Consider the following 344-nt stretch of genomic DNA (forward strand, 5'->3'; position numbering starts at 1 on the left):
TTGTTGTGTTGGTTGTGTGTTCGTTATTTAGGGCGCATGGTGGATGCCTTGGCATGCTGAGCCGATGAAGGACGTGTAAGGCTGCGTTAAGCCTCGGGGAGTTGTCAATAAAGCGTTGATCCGAGGATGTCCGAATGGGGAAACCTGGCACCTGTTATGGGGTGTTACCCTTCAGTGAATTCATAGCTGTTGTGGGGGTTTACGCGGGGAAGTGAAACATCTCAGTACCCGTAGGAGAAGAAAATAAAATATGATTCTGCTAGTAGTGGCGAACGAACGTGGATGAGGCTAAACCGTGTGCATGTGATACTTGGTAGGGGTTGTGTGTGCGGTGTTGTGGGCCC

Annotated in this window: 1 rRNA gene; it reads left to right on the plus strand. The window is 50.3% G+C overall.

Going from position 1 to position 344, the window contains the following annotated elements:
• Window positions 1-16: 16 nt before the first annotated feature.
• Window positions 17-344, plus strand: a 23S ribosomal RNA gene (locus tag HMPREF2635_RS03290); the annotation flags it as partial.

This window comes from Corynebacterium sp. HMSC035E02 (assembly GCF_001836065.1).
Taxonomy (GTDB): Bacteria; Actinomycetota; Actinomycetes; order Mycobacteriales; family Mycobacteriaceae; genus Corynebacterium; species Corynebacterium hiratae.